Origin of the sequence: Enterobacter sp. 118C5, assembly GCF_034107645.1 — a bacterium.
Classification (GTDB): Bacteria; Pseudomonadota; Gammaproteobacteria; order Enterobacterales; family Enterobacteriaceae; genus Enterobacter; species Enterobacter nematophilus.
In genome coordinates this window covers 68,732-89,307 of the sequence record NZ_JAWNEU010000010.1, presented here as the reverse complement: position 1 = coordinate 89,307, position 20,576 = coordinate 68,732, and the positions used below count along the sequence as shown (strand labels likewise).

Annotated in this window: 20 protein-coding genes; 11 read left to right on the top strand and 9 right to left on the bottom strand. The window is 55.5% G+C overall.

The genetic code is table 11. From position 1 onward, the window contains the following. The first annotated feature begins 12 nt into the window (after positions 1 to 12). The 5 genes from UTO39_RS16530 to UTO39_RS16510 all read left to right on the top strand — a co-directional run bounded on the left by UTO39_RS16530 (position 13) and on the right by UTO39_RS16510 (position 6,457). Positions 13 to 1,197: a Gfo/Idh/MocA family oxidoreductase gene (locus tag UTO39_RS16530; RefSeq protein WP_320727593.1), complete on the top strand. Its 1,185-nt coding sequence runs from the start codon at positions 13 to 15 to the stop codon at positions 1,195 to 1,197. Further along, the gene (locus tag UTO39_RS16525; RefSeq protein ID WP_061099449.1) at positions 1,194 to 2,261 is read left to right on the top strand and encodes a Gfo/Idh/MocA family protein; all 1,068 of its coding nucleotides are present in this window, start codon (positions 1,194 to 1,196) and stop codon (positions 2,259 to 2,261) included. The genes UTO39_RS16530 and UTO39_RS16525 overlap by 4 nt, the downstream gene beginning before the upstream one ends. Before the next feature lie 12 nt (positions 2,262 to 2,273). After that, complete coding sequence (locus tag UTO39_RS16520) at positions 2,274 to 3,296, top strand: Gfo/Idh/MocA family protein (protein ID WP_061099450.1); 1,023 nt, start codon at positions 2,274 to 2,276, stop codon at positions 3,294 to 3,296. A 79-nt stretch (positions 3,297 to 3,375) separates the two neighbouring features. After that, a complete protein-coding gene (locus tag UTO39_RS16515) occupies positions 3,376 to 4,923 on the top strand; it encodes an MFS transporter (protein ID WP_320727592.1) in 1,548 nt (515 codons plus the stop codon). 196 nt (positions 4,924 to 5,119) lie between these two features. After that, positions 5,120 to 6,457 (top strand): hemolysin family protein, encoded by a 1,338-nt coding sequence (locus UTO39_RS16510; protein ID WP_320727591.1) that lies wholly within the window; start codon positions 5,120 to 5,122, stop codon positions 6,455 to 6,457. Between the two features lie 59 nt (positions 6,458 to 6,516). On the opposite strand, the gene UTO39_RS16505 is transcribed toward UTO39_RS16510, so the two are convergent. The 4 genes from UTO39_RS16505 to UTO39_RS16490 form a co-directional block, all read right to left on the bottom strand. Further along, positions 6,517 to 6,924, bottom strand: coding sequence for a hypothetical protein (locus UTO39_RS16505; RefSeq protein ID WP_320727590.1), 408 nt, complete (start codon positions 6,922 to 6,924; stop codon positions 6,517 to 6,519). Continuing rightward, the gene (locus UTO39_RS16500) at positions 6,902 to 7,243 is read right to left on the bottom strand and encodes a polymorphic toxin type 44 domain-containing protein (protein WP_320727589.1); all 342 of its coding nucleotides are present in this window, start codon (positions 7,241 to 7,243) and stop codon (positions 6,902 to 6,904) included. Before UTO39_RS16500 ends, UTO39_RS16505 begins: the two co-directional genes overlap by 23 nt. A gap of 77 nt (positions 7,244 to 7,320) precedes the next feature. Beyond that, positions 7,321 to 7,806, bottom strand: coding sequence for an Hcp family type VI secretion system effector (locus UTO39_RS16495; RefSeq protein WP_320727588.1), 486 nt, complete (start codon positions 7,804 to 7,806; stop codon positions 7,321 to 7,323). 249 nt (positions 7,807 to 8,055) lie between these two features. Further along, on the bottom strand, positions 8,056 to 8,262 hold the full coding sequence (locus UTO39_RS16490) for a DUF1107 domain-containing protein (RefSeq protein WP_008501430.1): 207 nt from the start codon (positions 8,260 to 8,262) through the stop codon (positions 8,056 to 8,058). A gap of 324 nt (positions 8,263 to 8,586) precedes the next feature. Here UTO39_RS16490 and UTO39_RS16485 point away from each other — a divergent pair, with 324 nt between their 5' ends. After that, positions 8,587 to 9,144 carry a YtfJ family protein gene (locus UTO39_RS16485; protein WP_063154911.1) on the top strand — a complete coding sequence of 186 codons (558 nt, stop codon included), beginning with the start codon at positions 8,587 to 8,589 and terminating at the stop codon, positions 9,142 to 9,144. Here the strand turns inward: UTO39_RS16485 and cysQ are convergent. Next, positions 9,138 to 9,878: a 3'(2'),5'-bisphosphate nucleotidase CysQ gene (gene cysQ, locus UTO39_RS16480; protein WP_151413005.1), complete on the bottom strand. Its 741-nt coding sequence runs from the start codon at positions 9,876 to 9,878 to the stop codon at positions 9,138 to 9,140. The genes UTO39_RS16485 and cysQ overlap by 7 nt on opposite strands. Before the next feature lie 190 nt (positions 9,879 to 10,068). Here cysQ and UTO39_RS16475 point away from each other — a divergent pair, with 190 nt between their 5' ends. Continuing rightward, the gene (locus UTO39_RS16475) at positions 10,069 to 12,012 is read left to right on the top strand and encodes a bifunctional 2',3'-cyclic-nucleotide 2'-phosphodiesterase/3'-nucleotidase (RefSeq protein ID WP_320727587.1); all 1,944 of its coding nucleotides are present in this window, start codon (positions 10,069 to 10,071) and stop codon (positions 12,010 to 12,012) included. A gap of 40 nt (positions 12,013 to 12,052) precedes the next feature. Here the strand turns inward: UTO39_RS16475 and UTO39_RS16470 are convergent, their stop codons facing one another. Then, positions 12,053 to 12,439 carry a helix-turn-helix domain-containing protein gene (locus UTO39_RS16470; protein WP_320727586.1) on the bottom strand — a complete coding sequence of 129 codons (387 nt, stop codon included), beginning with the start codon at positions 12,437 to 12,439 and terminating at the stop codon, positions 12,053 to 12,055. Positions 12,440 to 12,523: 84 nt separating this feature from the next. Between UTO39_RS16470 and UTO39_RS16465 the strand changes: the two genes are divergently transcribed. The 3 genes from UTO39_RS16465 (at position 12,524) to UTO39_RS16455 (ending at position 15,319) form a co-directional block, all read left to right on the top strand. Continuing rightward, on the top strand, positions 12,524 to 13,372 hold the full coding sequence (locus tag UTO39_RS16465) for an SDR family oxidoreductase (protein ID WP_320727585.1): 849 nt from the start codon (positions 12,524 to 12,526) through the stop codon (positions 13,370 to 13,372). 81 nt (positions 13,373 to 13,453) lie between these two features. Further along, positions 13,454 to 14,278, top strand: coding sequence for an AraC family transcriptional regulator (locus UTO39_RS16460; protein WP_266179825.1), 825 nt, complete (start codon positions 13,454 to 13,456; stop codon positions 14,276 to 14,278). Between the two features lie 75 nt (positions 14,279 to 14,353). Continuing rightward, positions 14,354 to 15,319: a DMT family transporter gene (locus UTO39_RS16455; RefSeq protein ID WP_320727584.1), complete on the top strand. Its 966-nt coding sequence runs from the start codon at positions 14,354 to 14,356 to the stop codon at positions 15,317 to 15,319. Positions 15,320 to 15,359: 40 nt separating this feature from the next. On the opposite strand, the gene UTO39_RS16450 is transcribed toward UTO39_RS16455, so the two are convergent. After that, the gene (locus UTO39_RS16450; protein ID WP_266179823.1) at positions 15,360 to 17,009 is read right to left on the bottom strand and encodes a methyl-accepting chemotaxis protein; all 1,650 of its coding nucleotides are present in this window, start codon (positions 17,007 to 17,009) and stop codon (positions 15,360 to 15,362) included. Positions 17,010 to 17,253: 244 nt separating this feature from the next. Between UTO39_RS16450 and ytfE the strand changes: the two genes are divergently transcribed. Then, positions 17,254 to 17,916 (top strand): iron-sulfur cluster repair protein YtfE, encoded by a 663-nt coding sequence (gene ytfE, locus UTO39_RS16445; RefSeq protein WP_320727583.1) that lies wholly within the window; start codon positions 17,254 to 17,256, stop codon positions 17,914 to 17,916. 87 nt (positions 17,917 to 18,003) lie between these two features. Here the strand turns inward: ytfE and cycA are convergent, their stop codons facing one another. Further along, entirely contained in the window at positions 18,004 to 19,413 is a 1,410-nt protein-coding gene (cycA, locus tag UTO39_RS16440; protein WP_151413000.1) for a D-serine/D-alanine/glycine transporter, read from the bottom strand. Positions 19,414 to 19,724: 311 nt separating this feature from the next. Beyond that, entirely contained in the window at positions 19,725 to 20,345 is a 621-nt protein-coding gene (gene fklB, locus UTO39_RS16435) for an FKBP-type peptidyl-prolyl cis-trans isomerase (protein WP_008502892.1), read from the bottom strand. Between the last annotated feature and the right edge of the window lie 231 nt (positions 20,346 to 20,576).

The window sequence follows — 20,576 nt, the reverse complement described above, 5'->3', positions numbered from 1 at the left end:
CGGAGATAAACGATGTTAAATGTCGCCATCGTGGGAACAGGGAATATCTCGCATAACCATATTCAGGGCTATTTGCAGTTTGGCCAGCGCTGCCGGATCGTCGCGCTGGTCGATATCTACCCGGAAAAAGCCCACGAGAAAAAAGCGCGCTACGGCCTGACGGACGCCCGCGTGTATGCAAGCCACCAGCAGATGCTGGCGTCAGAGAAGGATATCGACATTGTCGACGTCTGCACGCCGCCCTACGTCCATGCAGAGATCGGCATTGATGCCCTGAACGCGGGGTGCCACGTGCTGTGCGAAAAACCGATGGCCGCCTCGCTGGAGGAGTGCGACGCGATGATCGCCGCGCAGCAGGCCAGCGGCAAGACCCTCTCCATCATTGCCCAGAACCGCTTTACCGATGCCTTCTGGCGCTTAAAAGCCGCGCTGGACTCGGGGCTCGCAGGTAGGGTTTGCCACGCGCAGGTGGATTCGCTCTGGTGGCGCGGGCACTGCTACTACGACCTGTGGTGGCGCGGCACCTGGGAAAAAGAGGGGGGTGGCTGCACGCTTAACCACGCGGTACACCATATCGACGCTATGCAGTGGATGCTCGGCTTCCCGTCCGAGGTGGTGGCGATGATGACCAACGTGGCGCACGACAACGCCGAAGTGGAAGACCTCAGCGCGGCAATTTTCAAATATCCCGGCGGCGCGCTCGCGCAGCTTACCGCATCGGTCGTGCACCACGGCGAAGATCAGAAAATTATTATTCAGGGCGATAAGGCGCGCATCTCCGCGCCGTGGCAGGCCTTTGCCAGCGTCAGCGCCGATAACGGCTTCCCGCAGGAAACTAACGACCAGCAGCGAGAAGCGCAGCTCAACGCCGTTTTTCAGGACACGCCGAAGCTCGAGTGGACGCTACACGCCGGGCAGATTAATGACCTGCTTTATGCCATCGAGCACGGCACGGCGCCGTTAGTGGATGGGCTACAGGGCAAACGCTCGCTGGAGCTGATCGCCGCGATTTATAAATCCGCCATTACGCGCAGCGTCGTCACGCTGCCGATTCAGCGCGATGACCCGTTTTACCGTACCGGCGGGATCAACGCCGTCGCCCCCCGTTTTTATGAGAAATCCGCAAGCGTCGCCAACTTCAGCGAAGTGGGCGCTATCCCCCTGGGCAAAGATCTGGATCGAGGAGTGTCAGCATGAACAAGAATGACGGAATGAACTATGCGCCTGTCGGCAAACCCCAGCCGGTGGTTCGCGAGGGGGAATTTGTGTTTGCCGCCGCCGCGCTCGACCACGGCCATATCTACGGGATGTGTAACGGCCTGATTGAAGCCGGGGCCACGCTGAAGTGGGTGTACGACCCCGACCCGGCGAAAGTGGATAAATTCCTTCAGCAGTATCCGCAGGCCAAAGCGGCGGACTCGCTGGACGCGATCCTTAACGACGATGAGGTGCGTCTGGTGGCGGGAGCCGCCATCCCGTCCGAGCGCTGCGCGCTGGGGCTGAAAGCGATGGCGGCGGGCAAGGACTACTTCACGGATAAAGCGCCGCTCACCACCCTTGACCAGCTGGCGGACGCCAAAGCGATGGTGGAGAAAACCGGGAAGAAATACGCGGTGTACTACAGCGAACGCCTGCACGTCGAGAGCGCGGTGTTTGCCGGACAGCTGGTGCAGCAGGGCGCGATTGGCCGCGTGGTGCAAACCCTCGGAACCGGTCCGCACCGGGAAGGCACCGGTCGCCCGGACTGGTTCTACGATCGTCGTTACTTCGGCGGCATCCTGTGCGATATCGGCAGCCACCAGATTGAGCAGTTCCTGTTTTACACCGGAAACAGCGAGGCCTCCGTGGTGGCAAGCCAGGTTCGCAACGTTAAACACCCGCAGTACCCGGCATTTGAAGATTTTGGCGATGCCATGCTGAAAGGGGAAAACGGCGCCAGCGGCTATTTCCGCTGCGACTGGTTTACGCCGGACGGGCTTTCTACCTGGGGCGACGGTCGCCTGACGCTGCTCGGCACCGAAGGCTATATCGAAATCCGTAAATATGTCGATCTCACCCGCGGCGAGCAGGATGTGGTTTACCTCGTCAATAAAGAGGGGGAATTCCGTTATCCGGTGGCCGGGCAGGTCGGCTTCCCGTTCTTTGGCGAGCTGATCCTCGACTGCCTGCACCGAACCGAAAACGCCATGACGCAGGCGCACGCCTTCAAGGCGGCGGAGCTCTGCGTGAAGGCGCAGATGCTGGCCAACGCGACGGCATAACGGGAGGTAACAATGACGATCCTGAACACGGCGGTTATCGGCGCAGGCGCGATCCACGGCTGCCATGTGAACGCCTTACGCCAGATCCCCAACGTCGCGCTGCGCGCGCTGGTAGACATCGACAGCGTCAAAGGACTGAAGCTGGCGATGGATTACCAGTGCCGTTTTTACCAGGATTACCGGGAAATGCTGCTGGACGATGCCATCGACGTGGTCCATATCTGCACGCCGCATTTCGAACATAAGCGCATGATCCTGGACGCGCTCTCTGCCGGGAAGCATGTGTTCTGCGAAAAACCGGTAGGGATGAACAGCAGCGAACTCGACGATATCGCCCGCGCCGTTGAGCAGGCTCCGGGCCTGCTTGGCGTTTGCTATCAGAACCGGCTCAACCCCAGCAGCCTGCGCATCCGGCAGGCGCTGGGCGATGGCGAACTGGGGAAGATGCTCAGTATGAAGGCGGTGCTGACGTGGTCACGCTCGGGGGCGTACTACACCGAAAGCCCGTGGCGCGGGCGGCTGGCAACGGAAGGCGGCAGCCTGCTGATCAACCAGGCGATCCATACCCTTGACCTGATGCAGTGGTTCGCCGGCGGCGTGACGCGCCTGAAAGGCGTGGTGGATAGCGGTGAGCTGGCAGACGTCACCGAAGGGGAAGACAGCGCGATGGCAACGCTGCACTTTGCCAACGGCGCGCGCGGCCTGTTTTATGCCAGCAACTGCAATACCGTGGATTCCCCTCTCTGGCTGGAAATCCACTGCGAACGGGGCTCGCTGTTATTGAATGACAACGTGCTCTGGCGCATTACCCCCGGCGATCGTCGCAGGCTGGTGAGCGATGACTCCCCTGACGGCTCGGTCAAAAGCTACTGGGGGCTGGGACATCAGCAGGCGATCCGCCGGTTTTATCACGCCATTAATCACTCGGGAGAAACGGACTACACCGATATCCATTCTGCCGGAAAATCACTCACGCTTGTGGAGGCTCTCTATCGCTCATCTCAATTAAGACAATGGATAGATATCAATAATTAGAACGTAATGTGTCGTCCAGCAGTAAATAAAAATACGACCTGAAAAACAGGTTAATCATTACCCTACACTGGATATTATTATGGTCAAACCAACTGAACGTAGAGTTGGTTATGGCGTAGCGCTTGGCTACGGCATAACCGATCTGTTTGGCGGAGGCGCTTTCGCCATTATCGGCACCTGGCTGCTATTTTTTTACACCACCTATTGCGGGCTCTCGGTTATTGAAGCGGGTTCGATATTCGCGATTGCCCGCGTCATTGATGCACTCTTAAGCCCGATTATGGGCTATATCACCGATAATTTCGGCAATACGTGGCTCGGCCGTAAATTTGGCCGTCGCCGCTTCTTTTTATTACTCAGCTCCCCATTAATGTTTTTGTATGCCCTGCTGTGGCTGACGGATATGGGCTACTGGTATTACCTGGGAACCTATCTCTCGATTGAACTGCTGTCGGCGATGGTGCTGGTGCCCTGGGAGACGCTGGCGGCGGAAATGACCAACCGCTATGAAGAGCGTAGCCGCCTCTCCGGCGTGCGTATGATCTGCTCCCAGTTGGGCGGTTTCCTTGCGGTTTCCGTCCCCGGCGTGATCATGCAGTTCACGGGGAAAGACAATCCGTTTACCTATACCCTCACCGGGCTGATATTTTCCTGCGTATTCTGTATCGCGGTATTTATTACCTGGTACACCACCTGGGAAGCCAAAGATGTGCAGCAGGAGTCCGATTTTAAAGTGGATAACCAGCGCAGCAGCGGGATGCTTAATCATCTGAAATATCTGGTACTGGATCTCTTTTCCTCATTCCGCATTCGCGCGTTCCGCCTGCACATTATTATTTATATCTTTTCGTTTACGGCGATGGACGTATTCGGGTCGGTGTTTACCTATTATGTCGTGTACTGTCTGAGCCAGGATGCAGCTGCGGTATCCGGCTGGTTGAGCATTGCGGCCTTCGCCTCGGTACCCGGCACGTACGGGTTTATGCTGCTGCTGAACCGGCTGAATGTTACCCCTTCGGCCGCTCTGCGCCTCTCCTACGGCTGTATTTTCTGCGTGCTGGTATTCCTGTTTACGGTCTACCTGACCAAAACGCAGGTGCCGACGCTGCTGTTCTCGGCGGTCTTTATTCTGCTGGGGGCCGCCCGTTCCGGGCTCTACTATATTCCGTGGAATATTTATAGCTTCATTCCGGATATCGACGAGATGGTGACGCAGCAGCGCCGCGAAGGCATTTTTGCCGGCGTGATGGTCCTGACCCGCAAAAGCACCGTGGCGATTGCCATCATGATTATTGGCCTGGTGCTGCAGGAGTCCGGCTTCGTGAAGGGCAGCGGCGCACAGCCAGAAAGCGCGCTGGGGGCAATTATCGGCCTGATGATCTTCGCGACGGCAGCCCTTCTGGCGGTGAGCTTCTTTACCACCTACAAATTTAAGCTCACCCGCGAGACGCATAAGCTGCTGCTCAAGGAGATCGCTCGCCGGAAATTGGGCGGAGATTACCGCGACTGCGATACCAATACCCGCGTGATCATCAAGCAGTTAACGGGTTATGAGTACGATCAGGTGTGGGGAGGCGATGCCACGCGAAGGACGGTGGGGAGTGCCCACTTGTCTCCCGTGAAATAGCCTTGCGTACCGGGCAGCGCCCCGCTGTCCGGTCTGTTTTTATGCCAAAAACGTGACCTCTGGCAGATTTACACGCCTTTACGCTATACTACCCGCTGAAATAATCGGCTCAACGCTACGAGCTGACGTTCTACGTGTTTTCACACAAATGGTATCAACTCCCCTTCTGAGGATCTGGCGAGAAGCCGGATAAACTATGTTAAACAGTATTTTAGTAATACTTTGTCTTATTGCCGTCAGTGCATTTTTCTCGATATCTGAGATCTCGCTGGCCGCGTCCCGAAAAATCAAACTTAAGCTGCTTGCCGACGAGGGCAACATCAATGCCACCCGCATCCTGAAAATGCAGGAAAACCCCGGCATGTTCTTCACCGTGGTGCAGATTGGCCTTAACGCGGTCGCCATTCTCGGCGGTATCGTGGGCGATGCGGCCTTTTCTCCGGCGTTTTATAGCCTCTTTGTGAAGTACATGTCCGCTGAGCTTGCCGAACAGCTGAGCTTTATTCTCTCCTTCTCACTGGTAACGGGCCTGTTTATCCTCTTTGCAGACCTGACCCCGAAACGCATCGGTATGATTGCGCCAGAAGCTGTGGCTTTGCGTATCATCAACCCGATGCGCTTCTGTCTGTACGTGTTTCGTCCGCTGGTGTGGTTCTTCAACGGCCTGGCAAACGTGATTTTCCGCATCTTTAAGCTGCCAATGGTGCGTAAAGACGACATTACGTCTGACGATATCTATGCGGTGGTGGAAGCCGGCGCGCTGGCCGGGGTGCTGCGCAAGCAGGAACACGAGCTGATTGAGAACGTATTTGAACTGGAATCCCGTACCGTGCCCTCTTCCATGACGGGCCGTGAAAATATTATCTGGTTCGATTTACATGAAGATGAGCAGAGCCTGAAGAACAAAGTGGCGCAGCATCCGCACTCCAAGTTCCTGGTCTGTAATGAAGATATCGACCACATCATCGGCTACGTCGACTCCAAAGACCTGCTGAACCGCGTGCTGGCAAACCAGAGCCTGGCGCTCAACAGCGGCGTGCAGATCCGCAATACCCTGATTGTGCCGGACACCCTGACGCTCTCCGAAGCGCTGGAAAGTTTCAAAACCGCCGGGGAAGACTTCGCGGTGATCATGAACGAATACGCGCTGGTGGTGGGCATCATCACCCTGAACGACGTCATGACCACGCTGATGGGCGACCTCGTAGGCCAGGGGCTGGAAGAGCAGATAGTTCAGCGTGACGATAATTCATGGCTGATCGACGGCGGTACGCCGATTGAAGACGTCATGCGCGTGCTGGATATCGACGAGTTCCCGCAGTCCGGTAACTATGAAACCATCGGCGGCTTTATGATGTTTATGCTGCGTAAAATCCCGAAACGCACCGACTCGGTGAAGTTCTCCGGCTACAAGTTTGAGGTGGTGGATATTGATAACTACCGCATCGACCAGCTGCTGGTGACGCGCATCGACAACAAGCCGACCGTGCTGGTGCCGAAGCTGCCGGACGCGGAAGAGAAGGTGTCAGGCTAATCCATAAGGGCAGCGACAAGCTGCCCTTTTTACATCCTAAGAATAATACGCCCACGACTTTAGAAGGGTGACGCATCAAGATAGATAAAGGTATGACCCGCCACATTATTAAATTTAAAAATGTCCCCGGCAACCTTGAGATGAATTGCGTTCTCCTCAATGTTGAATTTAACATCTGAAGCGGTAGTCATAAGGAAAGGTTCATAACCATTCCTTACTTCTTTTAAGAAATTCTCCTCAGAAGATTTACCAGGGTATAGATAGTATTTATAAACATTAGAAGTCGTTGCTCCAGCACTGCTTTCAGTTATATATAATGTAGAAAACGAACCGATACTCTCTCTATGAATAATTCTTTGCTCAAGATAAAGAAAGTTATCAATGACACGCCATAACCCATATCCAACCAGGGCGATTGCTACGGATAAATACAGCCACTTATTTTTAAAAACCTGAACGCTGAGCATAATCGATCCCCGCCCTTATCCATGTCTGATCTTTAGGGTCATCGCCATAAGAATCAGGCCCTGGATAGTTCATAAAAGCTGGGTCGCTGGTTCCCGCTAAAATTTGTGCGAACCCAGCCCCTCGCAATAATATCCCTGGTTTAATACCTGCGGCAATACCTACCGCTCCATAATGAAAATTCCCGAAATTCTCATACTGTTTTCCTAACAAATTTTTGTAATCCCATGGCCCATGTCCTCTTACTTGCTTATAAAACCATAAGTAGGTCAACACCGAAGGCCCATGATGGAACCGAGCAATCATCATGTTTTTTGTCACTGAAACCCCTGGCGGTGCGAAAGAAGCGATATCATAAGGTGGATGAGGAGTAACCGTGTTTACTGGGTGCCTCATTGTTATAGCCTTTCGTTCCAGCTGTCTGAAAAGAGGATATTTCCATCACAATGTTTCCATGTGATTTTTTCATAGCGCATTTCAACGCATTCAAGATGGTTATGTTTCTCCTTCGAGGCATCTTTCGTATCATGCATCACCGGCGAAACTCCCACTATCCTTACATTTTCAAGCAGCATGTTGTTATATTCTACTTCTTGCCCCGCATCGTTAATACGATACCATTTAAAAACTGCACTTATTAATGTTTGACCTGTACAAACTGCTTTGAACAGATAAGGCGATGAAGAGTCAAACTCTTTCAGGAAGACAATACTGAAGTGTTTTCTGGAACCTGTTACTTTCCCCGTCAGTGGATCAGTAGGAATAGAAACATTATGTGAAAAACCATTAACCTCAATACTGGACTCTCTACCTTGCACATCAACTGCACCTTTGATTAAGGCACCGGTATCATCTTTCAGCCACAAATAAGCTGGAATAGCCATCTCCTGAACTCCATTACGTAAATGAGATAATCATTGTTCGTTCGTCAGGTGATAGGTCCAACAGAGAATTAATTCTTTTTTGTTTTACATCAACATGAGGCCGCTGAAAAATATCTTTAGAAAATCTAAATCAACTAATACCTTAATGGCTGGCAAGCGTTTAGCGTGTGCGAAAATTCAGCTCCCCAGAAACATCAACGGCTCCCATCGGGAGCCGTCTTTTTAACTACTTACTGCATAGCACGTTGGTTAAGCCATCTCAGTTTGCAGACGCATAACCTGACGGTTGACTTCGGACATCACAGACAGGTGCTGTTTGTCCTTCACTTTTGGGACAAGGATCTTGCCCTTATCAAACTCAAAAGCGCCAACATCCTTGATGTACAACCGTCCACGGAACAGGATCTTCACGTACTTCGCCACCTGAAGCGGGTTGTAGCGTTGGAAAATTTTCATTCTTGTATCTCCTGCGAATCATACGCTCTTGCGGTGCCACAATCGGCCCGACTGTCCTGAGCGCAAATTTTGATGCCCAATGACTATAGACCAGAACTACGGTGTTACCCAGTGTGCATAAGTTTATTTACCGTTTGATTACAATTATTCAGAATAATCTTTGCAAAGCGTGACAGGGAGCAGTATAAGCCGTCGTTTTTTCATGGATATGTGCGTTCACCCGCAAACTGGCACTGGGATTGCGGGAAAACCACATTGATCGCACTTATGATTAAAAGCGTATGACCAAGTGGTCGGATCACCTGCAAACAATAAGGAAACGCCATGACCCTACGTAACATCCTTGCGGCAGCTTGCCTGCTGCTGCCCCTGTGGGCTTCCGCTCACAGCATTGAAAAAGGACAACGTGTACCGCCAGTCGGCATTGCTGACCGGGGAGAATTGATTCTCGACAATGATAAGTTTAGCTATAAAGCCTGGAATAGCGCGCAGCTCGCGGGCAAAGTGAGAGTTGTACAACATATTGCCGGTCGTACATCCGCAAAAGAGAAGAATGCCAACCTCGTGGAGGCGATCAAGGCCGCAAAATTCCCCCATGACCGCTACCAGACCACCACGATTGTGAACACCGATGACGCCATTCCAGGTTCCGGAATGTTTGTGCGCTCAAGCCTTGAGAGCAACAAAAAGCTCTACCCGTGGTCGCAGTTTATCGTCGACAGCAACGGCGTGACGCGTAAGGCCTGGCAGCTAGAGGAAGAGAGTTCCGCGATTGTCGTGCTGGATAAGGACGGCCGCGTGCAGTGGGTGAAAGACGGCGCGTTAACGCAGGAAGAGGTGCAGCAGGTTGTCGCCCTGCTGCACAAGCTGCTGGCTCAGTAAAGAGAGACGCGGAAGCCGGGGTTGAGGAATGATTCGCGCGGGGTATAGTCCAGCGGCTTGCCCTGCCAGTCATGGACATGCGCCCCGGCGGCCGCAGCCACGGCGTGACCTGCCGCGGTATCCCAGACGTTGGTTGGCCCAAAGCGCGGGTACAGCTGCGCCTGACCCTCCGCCACCAGGCAGAATTTCAGCGACGAGCCAATCGAGGTGGTCTGGTGTTCACCCAGCTGTTGCAGGTATTCCTCCAGTTCGCTATCGCTGTGCGAGCGGCTAATCACCACCAGCGGTGGACGCGCATCGCGCACCTGGATCTGCTTGCGTACGCCGCACTCCTCTTTCCAGGCCTTGCCTTCTGCGGCGCTGTACATCACGTTCATGACCGGCGCGTAGACTACGCCGAGCACCGCTTTACCGTTCTCAATCAGGGCGATATTGACGGTGAATTCACCGTTGCGCTTGATGAACTCTTTTGTCCCGTCCAGCGGGTCGACCAGCCAGTAACGCTGCCAGTGCTGGCGTTCATCCCAGCTTTGCGGCGCTTCTTCTGACAGTACGGGGATCTCAGGCGTTAAGGCCTGCAGACCCTGCAGGATCACCTTATGCGCGGCGATATCGGCCGCCGTGACCGGGGAGTCGTCCGCCTTGCTGACGACCTCCATCGGTTTTACACCGTCATACACCTGCATAATGGCATCTCCCGCATCCCGTGCGAGCTGACAAATCTTATCTAGCATTTTCCACCTCTTTGTTAACGCAGTGAGGTTAACTCTTTGTTTTAGTTATATCGTAATGTGAACAATTCCGCTATCTGTGAAGCAATTCCGGTTTCAGTGCGCTTTTTTCTGTCAGGATTCACATTTCTGTAAGCAACAAGCGATAGATACATACTCTTTTGTGGAACGGATCGAAAAAAGGACTCCTCTGATGATTAAGTTTAGTGCAACGCTTCTGGCGACGCTGATTGCAGCGAGCGTGCAGGCGGCGACGGTAGATCTGCGTATTCTGGAAACGACCGATCTGCACAGCAATATGATGGACTTCGATTACTACAAAGATACCCCTACGGAAAAATTCGGACTGGTACGCACAGCAAGTTTGATTAACGCCGCGCGCGGTGAAGTCAAAAATAGCGTGCTGGTGGACAACGGCGATCTCATTCAGGGCAGCCCGCTCGGCGATTACATGGCGGCGAAAGGCCTGAAGAAAGGCGAGATCCATCCGGTTTATAAAGCGATGAACACGCTGGATTATGCCGTCGGTAACCTTGGAAACCATGAATTTAACTACGGCCTGAAATACCTGCATGATGCGCTGGCCGGCGCGAAGTTCCCGTACGTTAACGCCAATATCATCGACGTTAAGACGCAAAAGCCGCTATTTACCCCGTACCTGATTAAAGAGACCGAGCTTGTCGACCAGGACGGGAAAACGCAGACGCTGAAAATCGGCTATATCGGCTTCGTACCGCCGCAGATTATGACCTGGGATAAAGCCAACCTCGACGGCAAAGTGACCGTTAACGACATTACCGAAACCGCGCGCAAATACGTGCCGGAAATGCGTGCGAAAGGTGCGGATGTCGTTGTCGTGGTGGCTCACTCAGGACTGTCAGCCGACCCGTATCAGGCCATGGCTGAAAACTCCGTTTATTACCTGAGTGAAGTCCCGGGCGTTGACGCGATCCTCTTCGGCCACGCTCACGCCGTTTTCCCGGGCAAAGATTTCGCCGGCATCAAAGGGGCGGATATCGAGAAAGGTACGCTCAACGGCGTGCCGTCCGTGATGCCGGGCATGTGGGGCGACCATCTCGGCGTGGTGGATCTGGTGCTGAATAACGACGGCGGCAGCTGGAAGGTGACGCAGTCAAAAGCCGAAGCGCGCCCGATTTACGACGCGGCGGCTAAAAAATCCCTGGCTGGTGAAGATAAAAAGCTGGTCGACGTGCTGAAGCACGACCATGACGCCACCCGCGAATTCGTCAGCAAGCCGATCGGCAAATCCGCCGACAATATGTACAGCTTCCTGGCGCTGGTTCAGGACGACCCGACCGTCCAGGTGGTCAATATGGCGCAGAAAGCCTATGCCGAACACTTTGTTCAGGGCGATCCGGATCTGGCCAAACTGCCGGTGCTGTCTGCCGCGGCGCCATTCAAAGTGGGCGGACGCAAGAATGACCCGGCAAGCTACGTTGAGGTCGAAAAAGGCCAGCTGACCTTCCGTAACGCCGCCGATCTCTACCTCTACCCGAATACCCTGGTGGTGGTTAAAGCCACGGGGAAAGAGGTGAAGGAGTGGCTGGAGTGCTCCGCCGGGCAGTTTAACCAGATCGATCCGAACAGCAGTAAACCGCAGTCGCTGATTAACTGGGACGGCTTCCGCACCTACAACTTCGACGTGATCGACGGCGTGAATTACCAGATTGACGTCACCCAGCCGGCGAAATATGACGGCGAGTGCCAGGCCATTAACCCGCAGGCGGAGCGCATTAAAAACCTGACCTTCAACGGCAAGGCGATCGATCCGAATGCCACTTTCCTGGTGGTGACCAATAACTATCGCGCCTACGGCGGCAAGTTTGCGGGTACGGGCGATAGCCACATCGCTTTTGCCTCACCGGACGAAAACCGCTCCGTACTGGCGGCGTGGATCGGCGCGGAGTCGAAGAAGGCGGGCGAAATTCACCCGGCGGTGGACAACAACTGGCGTCTTGCGCCAATTCACAGCGAGACGAAACTGGATATCCGCTTTGAAACGTCACCGTCCGATAAGGCAGCCGCGTTTATTAAGGACAAGGCGCAGTATCCGATGAAGAAGGTTGCGACGGATGATATTGGGTTCGCGATTTATCAGGTGGATTTAAGCAGGTAGCGATGATTGTGCCGGGTAAGGCGAAACCGCCACCCGGCTTTTACGCCGCCCGCTCTTCCCGATTCGCCATCACCTTCGGCGTATTGACCTCAATCCAGTCCGCCAGCGCGGCGACTTTCTCACTCACCTCAACACCCATCGGCGTCAGGCTATACTCGACGTGCGGCGGCACGACCGGATACGACACGCGGTCGACAAACCCGTCCTGCTCCAGCGCCTGAAGCGACTGGGACAGCATCTTTTCGCTCACCCCACCCATTTTACGGCGCAGATCGCTGAAGCGGTGCGTTCCCTCCCGCAGGGCCAGCAGAATCAGTACCCCCCAGCGGCTGGTCACGTGCTTGAGCACCTCCCGTGAGGGGCACTGTTCCGCGAAGAGATTGCCATCGCGCATTTGCTCGCTGAGCGTTGGGATCGTCTTTTCCATACTTACCTTTTTGTACGTACTTACCAAAAGTTAGCTATGGTGATAGTGTGCCACAACACCAGACAAACACGAAGGAGATTCATCATGATCGCGATTACCGGCGCTACCGGCCAGCTTGGCCATTTCGTTATCGAGCAGCTGTTAAAAACCGTACCGGCCAGCCAGATTGTGGCCATCGTGCGTAACCCGGCGAAAGCTGAAGCGTTGAGCCAGCAGGGCATTATGGTTCGTCAGGCGGACTACACCGACCAGGCGGCGTTCACTGCCGCGCTGAACGGCGTGGATAAACTGCTGCTGATCTCCTCCAGCGAAGTGGGCCAGCGCGCAACCCAGCACCAGAACGTCATTAACGCCGCCAGGGCGGCAGGCGTGAAATTTATCGCCTACACCAGCCTGCTCCATGCGGACAAATCACCGCTGGGTCTGCACGTTGAACACGTTGCCACTGAAAAAGCGCTGGCGGCGTCCGGCATTCCTTATGCCCTGCTGCGCAACGGCTGGTATACCGAAAACTACCTGGCGAGCGCGCCGCCCGCGCTGGAGCACGGCGTATTCATTGGTGCCGCAGGCGAAGGCAAAATTGCCTCTGCAACCCGTGCAGACTATGCCGCGGCGGCCGCCAAAGTTATCGCTGAAGAGGGTCATGCGGGCAAGGTATACGAGCTGGCGGGGGATCGCGGCTGGACATTGAGCGAACTGGCGGCGGAGCTCAGCAAGCAGAGCGGGAAGCCGGTAACCTATCAGAATCTCAGCGAGGTGGATTTCGCCGCCGCGCTGAAGGGCGTTGGCCTTCCTGCAGGGCTGGCGGATATGCTGGCGGACTCCGACGTGGGCGCGTCCAAAGGCGGCCTGTTTGACGACAGCCGTACCCTGAGCAAGCTGATCGGCCGGCCAACCACGCCGCTGGCGGAGAGCGTCAAAGCCATTCTGTAATTGTTACGGATTGGTTATTTTTTGTGGCATCCCCTCGGGTCATCTCTGATAATGAAGCGATGACCCATGAGGAGGCTCAACGTGCAAGGCGTACCGGAACAGTTCATTGATGAGAGAGACAGCGCGCGCTTTCGCCATCTGGCGCAGCTGCCGGGTCTTGAACTCTATCACGCGCATATCTCTGACTACGCCTTTGAGCCTCACACCCATGAAGCCTTCGGCATAGGCACGATTGAAACCGGCGCCGAACGCTTTCGCTATCGCGGCACCCAGCATCTCGCACCTGAAAAATCCGTTGTGACCATGAACCCGGACGAGATCCATACCGGGGAGTCCGCGACCGAAGACGGCTGGCGCTACCGGATGGTTTACATCGAACCTGACCTGCTGGAAGAGGTAACCGGCCTGCGCCACTGGTGGTTCAGCGACGTAACCCGCTATGACCCGCTGCGCTCGCAGCAGATCGGCCAGTTGATTTACGGCCTGTGGCATACGGACGATCCGCTGGCGCAAAAAGGCCTGTTGCTGGATCTGATTGAGACCTTTCAGCCGTTAGCCCATCACGCGCCGGTGGTTCAGGAAGGCGCACACCGGTTCGAACGCGTGCGCGAGTATCTGCACGATAACTATATGCACGCCCTGACGCTGGACGAGCTGGCGAACGTTGTCTCGCTCAGCCCCTACCATTTCCAGCGCCAGTTCAAAGCCCATTTCCACGTTACGCCGCACCAGATGCTGATGGCGATTCGCCTGTGGCGCGCCAAAGCGTTCCTCACCCACGGCATGCCCGCCGCCGAAGTCGCCGCCGCAACGGGGCTGACCGACCAGTCTCATTTAACCCGCGCGTTTACCCGCCGCTACGGCATTACTCCCGTTCGCTACCAGAAGCAGGTCACCCGGCGCTAATGAGCAATCTCATACAATACGCGCCTGTTTGCCCCTCCTACACTGACTGCAACGTGAATCACTCTGGATGGAAAAATGATTAGCGGCGTGTTGTATGCCCTGCTTGCGGGTTTAATGTGGGGGCTGATCTTTGTCGGCCCTCTGATCGTGCCGGAATACCCGGCGATATTGCAGTCGACCGGACGTTATCTGGCGCTGGGGCTGATTGCCCTTCCTCTGGCATGGCTGGGGCGCACGCGCTTGCGCCAGCTCAGCCGTCAGGACTGGGGCACCGCGCTGGCGCTGACCATGATGGGCAATCTCATCTATTACGTTTGTCTGGCAAGCGCCATTCAGCGTACCGGTGCGCCGGTCTCTACCATGATTATCGGCACGCTGCCGGTGGTCATCCCCATCTTCGCGAATCTGCTCTATAGCCACCGGGACGGCAAGCTGGCGTGGTCAAAAATGGTGCCCGCCCTGGCCTGCACCGCAGTGGGGCTGGTGTGCGTCAATATCGCCGAGCTGCGCCACGGGCTGGGCGATTTCAGCTTGTGGCGTTACGGTTCGGGGATTGTTTTAGCGTTCATCTCGGTGGCGTGCTGGGCCTGGTACGCCCTGCGCAATGCGCGCTGGCTGCGGGAAAACCCGGACAAGCACCCGATGATGTGGGCGACAGCGCAGGCGCTGGTCACCTTGCCCGTTTCACTGGTGGGGTATATCGGCGCGTGCGTCTGGTTAGACCATCAACAGCCAGACTTCGCCCAGCCCTTCGGGCCAAGGCCGTGGATATTTATTGGCTTAATGGTTGCGATTGCGGTGCTGTGTTCCTGGGTGGGTGCGCTGTGCTGGAATATTGCCAGCCAGAAGCTGCCGACGGTGATTTTAGGGCCGCTGATTGTCTTCGAAACCCTGGCCGGGCTGCTTTATACCTTCCTGATGCGCCAGAGCGTGCCGCCGCTGTTAACGGCCTGTGGGATTGCGCTGCTGGTCATTGGGGTGGTGATGGCGGTGAGGGCGAAGCCGGAAAAACCGAGGGTCGTTCCGGCGTCGGAGATGTGATTTTTTGCCGGGTGGCGGCTACGCCTTACCCGGCATGATGTTAAAACGTTTCCCAGTTCGCTTCAGCTACGGTCGCAGCAGGCTGCGCTTTTGGCACATAGGTTTTCACCGGCGCCGCTTTAACCGCCTGGCTGCGGGTGATTTTAAACACCGCCACCGCTTCGTTCAGGCGTGCCGCCTGATCTTCCAGCGCCGCCGCCGCGGCCGCAGACTCCTCCACCAGCGAGGCGTTCTGCTGGGTCACGCGGTCCATCTCGGCCACCGCCTGACCTACCTGGTCGATACCGCGGCTCTGCTCGTCAGAGGCAGAGGCAATTTCGCCCATGATGTCGGTCACGCGGGTGACCGCATTGACGATCTCCGCCATCGTCGCGCCCGCTTCGTTCACCAGCTGCGAGCCGGCGTTCACGCGCTCGCCGGAATCATCGATCAGCGCTTTGATCTCTTTCGCCGCCTGGGCGCTGCGCTGGGCAAGCGTTCGTACTTCCCCTGCGACTACCGCAAAGCCACGACCCTGTTCGCCCGCGCGCGCCGCTTCCACCGCCGCGTTCAGCGCCAGAATGTTGGTCTGGAAGGCAATACCGTCGATCACGTTAGTAATTTGCGCGATTTTGCTGGAGCTCGTCGCGATTTCATCCATCGTACGCACCACGCCTTCCACCACGTTGCCGCCCTTCTTCGCGGTTGAGGAGGCATCCAGCGCCAGACGAGACGCCTGACGCGCGTTATCGGCGTTCTGCTTCACGGTTGCCGTCAGCTGTTCCATGCTGGCTGCCGTTTCTTCCAGAGACGCGGCCTGCTGCTCGGTACGGGAAGAGAGGTCGTTACTCCCGGCAGAAATTTCACCGGCACCGGTGTAGATGGTGTCCGCGCCTTCACGCACTACGCCCACGGTGTTCGCCAGCGAGGTCTGCATCTCCTGAACGTTGCGCGCCAGGATCGCCATTTCGTTTTTACCTTCAGCCTGAATCGGCTGGGTTAAATCCCCCGCCGCGATGGCGCGAATATGGTTGATCACCTCTTCCAGCGGCAGGAGCAGCACGCGGCGCATGGCGATCCAGCTGGAGATAATCACCACAATCACCAGCAGCATCACCGCAGAGAGGATCCACAGGATGCGCTTGTAGTCGCTTTCATTATCCTGGATGCCTTTATCGGTAAGCGTCGCCTGCGCTTCGCGCCACTCGCGGTAAACCGCCTGCATCGCGGTCTGTTTCTGCTCCGCGTTCTGCTTGAACATGTCTTCCAGATTGCCCTGGCTCAGCAGGACGTTCATTTGCGTCAGCGTGGAGGAGTAAATGCGGTACTGCTCTTCCAGACGCTTGGCCAGGTTCTCGTCCAGACCCGGCGTATTCGGCAGGGCGTAGTATTTATCGTAATGGACCTGCGCATCGGCCAGCAGATTTTTCGCGGTGTTAACCAGCTCGTTCAGCTGCCCACCGTTAATCTGGGAGGCCATGCTGCTTTGCAGGCGCAGCATGCCGCGGTTTAGCGTCACCCGCGCCTGGTTGAGGCTGATCCACGCATCGGTAAACTCCGCCACGTTTTTGCTGGAGAGCTGGGATACGGTGAAGTTGTCTTTATCGTTATTCAGCGCGTTGATAAAGATACCCGCGGAAATCACTTGCATGATGCCGAGCACAAGCAGCACCGAAATAAGAAGAGTAATGACTTTTATACGTTTAAACATACGTTGCCTTTGTTATATGCAGGTTTCTCTGACGAGTATCTATCGGCACGCGCGGCGGGTTGTTTACTGTTTCTCCACCTTTAAAAAGTTTCTAAACCACTTTCCTAAGTCCATTCAGGGAGTTAAACGGGACATTTTTTTGTGATCGGTGTCGCATTTTTCCCCTTCCCTCTAAAGGGTTATAGCGCCACCCAAAAGATGCATTTAATATGCAAGTTATATTCTTAATGACGAGGTAACTGCTATGGCCTTTCGCGACCAACCCCTCGGCGAGCTGGCGCTCTCCATCCCTCGCGCTTCCGCGCTGTTCCGCAAATACGATATGGATTACTGCTGCGGCGGTAAACAGACCCTGGCGCGAGCGGCCTCTCGCAAGGAACTGGACGTGGAGGCTATCGAAGCGGAGCTGGCACTTCTGGCCGAACAGCCTGTCGACAAAGACTGGTGCACCGCCCCGCTCGCGGAAATCATCGACCATATCATCGTGCGTTACCACGACCGCCACCGTGAACAGCTGCCTGAGCTGATCCTGCAGGCAACGAAAGTTGAGCGCGTACATGCCGACAAGCCTTCCGTACCGCGCGGTCTGGCAAAATACCTGACCATGCTGCACGAAGAGCTTTCCAGCCACATGATGAAAGAAGAGCAGATCCTCTTCCCGATGATTAAACAGGGAATGGGAAGCCAGGCGATGGGGCCTATCAGCGTAATGGAAAGCGAGCACGATGACGCGGGCGAACTGCTGGAGGTGATCAAACACACCACCAATAACGTCACGCCGCCGCCGGAAGCGTGCACCACCTGGAAAGCGATGTACAACGGCATTAATGAGATGATCGACGACCTGATGGAGCACATCAGTCTTGAGAATAACGTGCTGTTCCCGCGGGCATTGGCGGGGGCATAAAAAAGGCCGCTGCGGCCTGCTGATGCCCTCACCCTCTGGGAGAGGGTGCAAAAACCAGAAACGGCAACCGAAGTTGCCGTTTTGCTATTATCTTACGCCAGCCATACGCTTCTTGCCGATAAACAGCCAGCCCAGCCCCAGCGCGATAAACCACAGCGGCGTGACGATGAGTGCCTGACGGGTGTCATCTTCGAGCGTCAGCAGCACCAGCACAAACACGAAGAACGCCATGCACACCCAGCACATCAGCTTGCCCAGCGGCATCTTGTAGATCGACTTCTCGTGCAGGTGTGGACGCTGTTTGCGGTACACCAGGTACGAGCACAGGATAATGGTCCAGACGAACATGAACAGGATCGCAGAGACCGTGGTGATCATGGTGAACGCGCCAATCACGCTTGGGTTCACGTAGAGCATCACCACGCCACCCAGCAGGCACATGCAGGAGAAGGTCAGCCCTTTCGCCGGCACCGCACGTTTAGAGAGCTTCGCAAAGGCGCTCGGTGCCACGCCCTCCTGCGCCAGACCAAACAGCATACGGCTGGTTGAGAACACGCCGCTGTTCGCAGACGATGCCGCAGAGGTCAGCACCACGAAGTTAATCAGGCTCGCGGCAGCAGGCAGCCCTACCAGCACGAACAGCTCAACGAACGGGCTCTTGCTGGGCACCACGGAGCTCCACGGCGTCACGGACATGATGATGATCAGCGCGAAGACGTAGAACATGATGATGCGCAGCGGAATGGAGTTGATAGCGCGCGGCAAGGATTTCTCCGGATCTTTGGTTTCCGCCGCCGTGGTGCCCACCAGCTCAATGCCCACAAACGCAAACACCGCAATCTGGAAACCGGCAAAGAACCCGCTGATGCCTTTCGGGAACCAGCCGCCGTCGTTCCACAGATGGGTAAACGATGCCTGAACGCCCGTTGGCGACTGGAAGTGCGTCAGGACCATCACCAGGCCCACCACAATCAGCCCCACGATAGCGACAATCTTGATCATTGCGAACCAGAACTCCATCTCACCGAACATTTTCACGGTGGCGAGGTTGAGGCTCAGCAGCAGAATAATCACCGCCAGCGAGGCGACCCAGTCCGACAGCCCGGGGAACCAGAACTGCGCGTAGGCGGTAATCGCCACGACGTCCGCCATGCCGGTGACCACCCAGCAGAACCAGTAGGTCCAGCCGGTAAAGTAGCCCGCCCACGGGCCGAGCAGGTCAGACGCGAAGTCGCTGAAGGATTTGTATTCGAGGTTCGAGAGCAGCAATTCACCCATTGCGCGCATCACGAAGAAGAGCATAAAACCGATGATCATATAGACGAAAATGATCGACGGCCCGGCAAGACTGATGGTTTTGCCCGACCCCATAAACAGCCCGGTGCCGATGGCACCGCCGATGGCGATAAGCTGTATATGACGGTTTGTGAGATTGCGCCGTAGCGACTGTTCAGACGTCGCCTCTTCTGCAGCGGCGACTTTGACCTGATCTACCATGTAATTTTCCTGTTTATGCCTGTCTGTGTTGTTAAGGCTCTTCTGGCCTTTAAAAACGTCAAATAAATGACGGTCCCTTTGTAAGGGTTTATCGATATTAGGTAAGAATCGGCGGGATGAATACTATGATTTAGATATTATGTTAATAATATGTTGGATGTGAGTGTCATATCACTCATACAGCGCGAAACAGCTCACAAAAATACACGCAACAGTTTCGTTTGCAAGATAAAATGTTGCTTCTGTCGTAACTATAGGTTTTATCACTACTTTCCTCTCCCCGGACGGAGAGAGGAAATAAGAAAAGTCGATTACAGGATTTCCAGCAGCTCGACTTCAAATACCAGAGTGCTGAATGGCGGAATGGACGCGCCGGCGCCACGCTCGCCGTAGGCCAGGTTGTGTGGGATGGTCAGTTCCCATTTGGAACCCACTGGCATCAGGGTCAGGGCTTCGATCCAGCCCGCGATAACGCCGTTGACCGGGAACTCAGCCGGTTCGCCGCGCGCCACGGAGCTGTCGAACACGGTTCCGTCGATCAGTTTACCGGTGTAGTGCACGCGAACGTGGTCGGTACGCGCCGGGATAGCCCCGTCGCCCTGGTTGATCACGCGGAACTGAAGGCCAGACTCGGTGCTGTTCACACCTTCGCGCTCGCGGTTCTCTTCCAGATATTTCACGCCTTCGGCTGCCATCTCTTCGAAACGCGCGCGACGCACGGCGTCAGCACGTTCGTGGATTTCACGCAGCGCACGGTGCACAACGTCAACCGGAACGGCAGGTTGTTTACCTTCCAGCGCATCAGCGATACCCGCCACCAGCGCTTCAGGTAACAGACCTTCCAGGCCGGATTCGCTCAGCTGCTGTCCTACCTGCAAGCCGATACCGTAACTTGCCTGCGCTTCGATAGTGTCAAAAGTCGGGGTGGTCATGGGTTTTCCTTCCATCACATTTAAAGTAGCGGGCAGCATATCAGCCATGCCCTTATGGGTAAAACTTTGTCTTAAGTTAAGGTGACAAACCGCGACGAAACAGAAACAATAGAGACAACCAGGATTAATCCCGAACTGATGTCACGGATGTCGGGTTTGCTACGTCGTTCAGGCAGTTAGCGAACTATACTTCGAAGCACAGGATATAAAAGACGCGGAGCAGGAGGAGAG

Excerpts from the sequence above, each read along its gene's own strand:
- UTO39_RS16530 (WP_320727593.1), top strand. The coding sequence starts at position 13 with ATGTTAAATGTCGCCATCGTGGGAACAGGGAATATCTCGCATAACCAT.
- UTO39_RS16525 (WP_061099449.1), top strand. The coding sequence starts at position 1,194 with ATGAACAAGAATGACGGAATGAACTATGCGCCTGTCGGCAAACCCCAG.
- UTO39_RS16520 (WP_061099450.1), top strand. The coding sequence starts at position 2,274 with ATGACGATCCTGAACACGGCGGTTATCGGCGCAGGCGCGATCCACGGC.
- UTO39_RS16515 (WP_320727592.1), top strand. The coding sequence starts at position 3,376 with ATGGTCAAACCAACTGAACGTAGAGTTGGTTATGGCGTAGCGCTTGGC.
- UTO39_RS16510 (WP_320727591.1), top strand. The coding sequence starts at position 5,120 with ATGTTAAACAGTATTTTAGTAATACTTTGTCTTATTGCCGTCAGTGCA.
- UTO39_RS16505 (WP_320727590.1), bottom strand. The coding sequence starts at position 6,924 with ATGCTCAGCGTTCAGGTTTTTAAAAATAAGTGGCTGTATTTATCCGTA.
- UTO39_RS16495 (WP_320727588.1), bottom strand. The coding sequence starts at position 7,806 with ATGGCTATTCCAGCTTATTTGTGGCTGAAAGATGATACCGGTGCCTTA.
- UTO39_RS16490 (WP_008501430.1), bottom strand. The coding sequence starts at position 8,262 with ATGAAAATTTTCCAACGCTACAACCCGCTTCAGGTGGCGAAGTACGTG.
- UTO39_RS16485 (WP_063154911.1), top strand. The coding sequence starts at position 8,587 with ATGACCCTACGTAACATCCTTGCGGCAGCTTGCCTGCTGCTGCCCCTG.
- cysQ (WP_151413005.1), bottom strand. The coding sequence starts at position 9,878 with ATGCTAGATAAGATTTGTCAGCTCGCACGGGATGCGGGAGATGCCATT.
- UTO39_RS16475 (WP_320727587.1), top strand. The coding sequence starts at position 10,069 with ATGATTAAGTTTAGTGCAACGCTTCTGGCGACGCTGATTGCAGCGAGC.
- UTO39_RS16470 (WP_320727586.1), bottom strand. The coding sequence starts at position 12,439 with ATGGAAAAGACGATCCCAACGCTCAGCGAGCAAATGCGCGATGGCAAT.
- UTO39_RS16465 (WP_320727585.1), top strand. The coding sequence starts at position 12,524 with ATGATCGCGATTACCGGCGCTACCGGCCAGCTTGGCCATTTCGTTATC.
- UTO39_RS16455 (WP_320727584.1), top strand. The coding sequence starts at position 14,354 with ATGATTAGCGGCGTGTTGTATGCCCTGCTTGCGGGTTTAATGTGGGGG.
- UTO39_RS16450 (WP_266179823.1), bottom strand. The coding sequence starts at position 17,009 with ATGTTTAAACGTATAAAAGTCATTACTCTTCTTATTTCGGTGCTGCTT.
- ytfE (WP_320727583.1), top strand. The coding sequence starts at position 17,254 with ATGGCCTTTCGCGACCAACCCCTCGGCGAGCTGGCGCTCTCCATCCCT.
- cycA (WP_151413000.1), bottom strand. The coding sequence starts at position 19,413 with ATGGTAGATCAGGTCAAAGTCGCCGCTGCAGAAGAGGCGACGTCTGAA.
- fklB (WP_008502892.1), bottom strand. The coding sequence starts at position 20,345 with ATGACCACCCCGACTTTTGACACTATCGAAGCGCAGGCAAGTTACGGT.